At 68.8% G+C, this 3,300-nt stretch carries 4 protein-coding genes; all 4 read left to right on the top strand.

What is annotated here, in order from left to right:
• The first annotated feature begins 103 nt into the window (after positions 1-103).
• The 4 genes from AC3ET3_RS35930 to AC3ET3_RS35915 all read left to right on the top strand — a co-directional run bounded on the left by AC3ET3_RS35930 (position 104) and on the right by AC3ET3_RS35915 (position 3,091).
• Entirely contained in the window at positions 104-1,348 is a 1,245-nt protein-coding gene (locus AC3ET3_RS35930) for a helix-turn-helix domain-containing protein (protein WP_435613715.1), read from the top strand.
• A 10-nt stretch (positions 1,349-1,358) separates the two neighbouring features.
• Entirely contained in the window at positions 1,359-1,832 is a 474-nt protein-coding gene (locus AC3ET3_RS35925; protein ID WP_030053567.1) for a hypothetical protein, read from the top strand.
• Positions 1,833-2,771: 939 nt separating this feature from the next.
• Positions 2,772-2,915: a hypothetical protein gene (locus AC3ET3_RS35920; RefSeq protein WP_435613714.1), complete on the top strand. Its 144-nt coding sequence runs from the start codon at positions 2,772-2,774 to the stop codon at positions 2,913-2,915.
• On the top strand, positions 2,912-3,091 hold the full coding sequence (locus AC3ET3_RS35915; protein ID WP_435613713.1) for a helix-turn-helix domain-containing protein: 180 nt from the start codon (positions 2,912-2,914) through the stop codon (positions 3,089-3,091). Before AC3ET3_RS35920 ends, AC3ET3_RS35915 begins: the two co-directional genes overlap by 4 nt.
• Positions 3,092-3,300 lie beyond the last annotated feature (209 nt).

Below are 3,300 nucleotides of genomic sequence, written 5' to 3'. Positions count from 1 at the left end.
AGTCATGCGACCATCACCCATGCGGCACCCGCATACGGATATGCGCTGAGCGGGTACGGGTAGGAGATCGACGCCGCAGAGGCTCTTAGCGTGGGGGTGCGCCGTGGATTTCCAGACGGGGCCGGTCCGGGAGGCATCCAGGACCGGGGATTACGGCCGAGTGATCGAACTCGTCCGTACCGACCGGCGGATGACGCAGACCGCCCTGGGCCAGGCCCTCGGCATCAGCCAGTCCGCCGTGTCCCGTCTGGAGAAGAAGGGCACGAGCGCGTACAGCACGGACATCCTGGCGGCGGCAGCGGCGCACCTGGAGATTCCGCCGGCACTGGTGGGTCTCGCCGACGGCCGACAGCCGGGGCCACAGAACGACGGTGACGACGTGGACCGACGACGATTCCTCGGCGGAGCGGTGGCCGCAGCCGCAGCCCCCGCCCTGGCCGTCCTCCCTGACAGCGCAGACGCGACCGGCGGGCAGGCAGCAGCCCTCCGGCTGTCCACCACGGCGTATCGCAGACTCGACGGCACCACGCCCAGCCGGGACCTGTCGGAGGCGGTGCGCGCCCACATGTGCCTGATCCAGACCATCACGCACACAGCGACCGGCGACGCGGACCGGGGCCGCCTGGCAGCCGTCGGCAGCGAGGCCGCGAGTTTTGCCGGATGGCTCGCCTGGGACATGGGTGACAACGGATCGGCCCGCTCCTGGTACGGGGCGGCGGTCAAGGCGGCCCGGTCGGCCGGCGACCCGCTGCTGACCGCCTACCAGACCGGGAGCCTCGCCCAGTTCGAAGCGCACGTCGGCAACGGGGTGGAAGCCCTGAACCTCACCCGTCGGGCCCGGCGCGTACTCGGGTCCTCCCGCCCGGCCGTCGCGGATGCGTGGCTGTCATCCGTCGAAGCTCTCGCCCACGCGGTGGCCGGAGACCGACGCTCCGCCGACAAGGCACTGACGGCAGCTCGCACGGGCGCGGAGAACCTGCCCGAGGAGGCACCGCCGTGGCCGTGGGTGTTCACCTTCACCCCGGCCAAGGTCGCCGCCGCGCGGGTGGCCTGCGGGGGCCGGCTCGGCCTCGCGGACTGGGTCCTGTCCGAGGACACAGAAGCCCTCGCGACCGGCCACGACAAACAACGAGCGCTCCTGGTACTCGACATCGCCGCCGGCCACCTCGCCACCGGTCGCGTTGACGCCGCGTTCGCGCTAGCTTCCCGCGCGTTGGAATCCGGACTCCGCTACCGTTCCGGCCGGATCGTAGAAAGGGCGCGTGCCGTGCGCCGGTCGCTGACCACCAGCTCACCGCCCAAGGTGGTGCGCGAGTTCGACGAGCGGTTGCACGGCGTCTATCTGTAGGAGGACAGACATGCGGGTGGGGATCACAGGTCACCGCGGACTGAGCACAGAGGTCGAGGAGCGCGTGCGGACGCTCCTGGCCGATGCGGTGAGCGGGTACAACGGGGCGGAACTGGTGGGGGTCTCGTGCATCGCTGACGGCCCCGATGCGTGGTTCGCCGAGGCCGTGCTGTCCGCCGGCGGACGCCTTGAGGTGGTCGTCCCGGCCACCGAGTACCGCGACAGCTTGCCGGAGTGGCACCACTCCACGTACGACGCGCTGATGGCCCGCGCGAGCGACGTGCACACAACCGGCATGACCGCGTCCGACTCCGAGGCACACATGACCGGTTCCGAGATCCTCGTCGGGCTCGCTGACGAGCTCGTCGCCGTGTGGGACGGGAAACCGGCATGGGGTTACGGCGGCACGGCGGACGTCGTGGCGTACGCCGAGCGGAACGGCGTGCCGGTTCGGGTGCTGTGGCCAGAAGGTGCCTCACGCTGACAGACGTCCAGTACGGCTCCGTAACTGCCGTCGGGCCAAGCGCCGACGGTGAATGTCGCATGGCTCGTCAAGGCGTCGCGCGGCAATCAGCTCTGGCAGATCGATCGCCCAAGCACTCACCGAGCAGGCCGACACGGGACTGCGAGCCTGCTCCATCCGCCAGGTACCGAAAACCGGATAGGTCATCCGGATTCGCCGTCTGCGCCCGGGCACTGCCCTCTGCCGCCCGAACGCGAAGCAGATCACCGGATGCCAGCGCGTCCTCTCCGAGGTGCAGCACACTTTCGATCGCTGTAGCGGCAGGCTCGCGGTACGAGAGTGCCGCGAGGCTCTGCGAGCTTCGCGAAGGCCGTTGGAGGGGACCTCATCATTCTGGCGACTGCTCGTCCTGGCTTTCGATGACTACACGCATAGGTACTTCGGGTTCGGAAGTTTCTTCTCGATCGCCTTGCGGACGCATTGCAGATTGCCCTCCGGGGCGTCACGGGTCTCGCGGAAGTCAGAGTGCGGGGCCTCGATCGCGCTCGGGCCGCTCCTCGATCCGGAGTGAAACCTGCCTGTGTGGCCCGTGGTAGGTGGCGGGCGTGCAGCCCTTCCGGGGAGCCGGAGCCAGCCCCCCGGCCCGGTCAGCCTTGGTCGCCGTCCGCCTCGGCGGTCCAGTCGTCGTGCAGGTCCTGGTGCCACCACCCAGGACATCCCACATGCCTATTACGGGACATGCAACGGTCGCGGGCCAAGTCCTCGCACCTTCCTTCATTCAATGTGGGCCTATTCGGGCAGCATTCGGAGCTGTCCGGGCAATGCACGACCTGAGCTGGGGTTTTCTCCTCTCGGAGTGCGAATTTTCGCGAGAGTTGCGGGGCTAACCCGCGTGTGGTGCAGGGTGCGGCCTGCGACGCGGAGGGGCCGCGTCTAACTTGCCGCACCTGGGAGTTCAACGTGAACGGTCTCGACACCCGCACCGCCCTGCTGTTGCTGGCAGGTGCCGGCGGCACGTACGTCGCCTTCCTGCACCCCGGTGTGGGCGCCGCGCTTCTCGTGGGTCTGGCCGTCGTCGCTCTGCTCCACAACCTGCTGCGGTGACCCCATGTCCCCGTCACGCTCGCGGCCTGCTGACCGACCCAGAGAACACCATCACCTCGATCGCGAAACTGCTGGGGGTCTCCCGCACCACGCTGTACAAGTACGTACCGGAGCTGGCGGCCGGGCGCGACTCGTTGGCACCGAACGCTCGCGTGGGCCTGCCCGCATCGCGCTGATTAGCTGAGCCTGTGCCGCGTTCGACTCGTGCGGTGAAACGACTTTGGCGTCCTGCCCTGGGGCAGGACGCCGTCATGTCACTGGTGCTGGATCCACCAAAGGGTGCCAGTGACGAGTACGCCGCCCGCGGTCGTGGTGATGCCGCGAACTAGGAGTTGTCTTCAAATGTCACGCCCACATCAGGAGCGAGGCGAGGGTGACGGCTGCC

It is taken from the genome of Streptomyces sp. bgisy159, assembly GCF_057707805.1.
Note: the sequence above shows the minus strand (reverse complement) of the source record. Positions and strands in the feature narration are given on the sequence as shown.

Bases quoted from the DNA above. Each gene is read 5' to 3' on its own strand.
- AC3ET3_RS35925 (WP_030053567.1), top strand. From the start codon at position 1,359: ATGCGGGTGGGGATCACAGGTCACCGCGGACTGAGCACAGAGGTCGAG.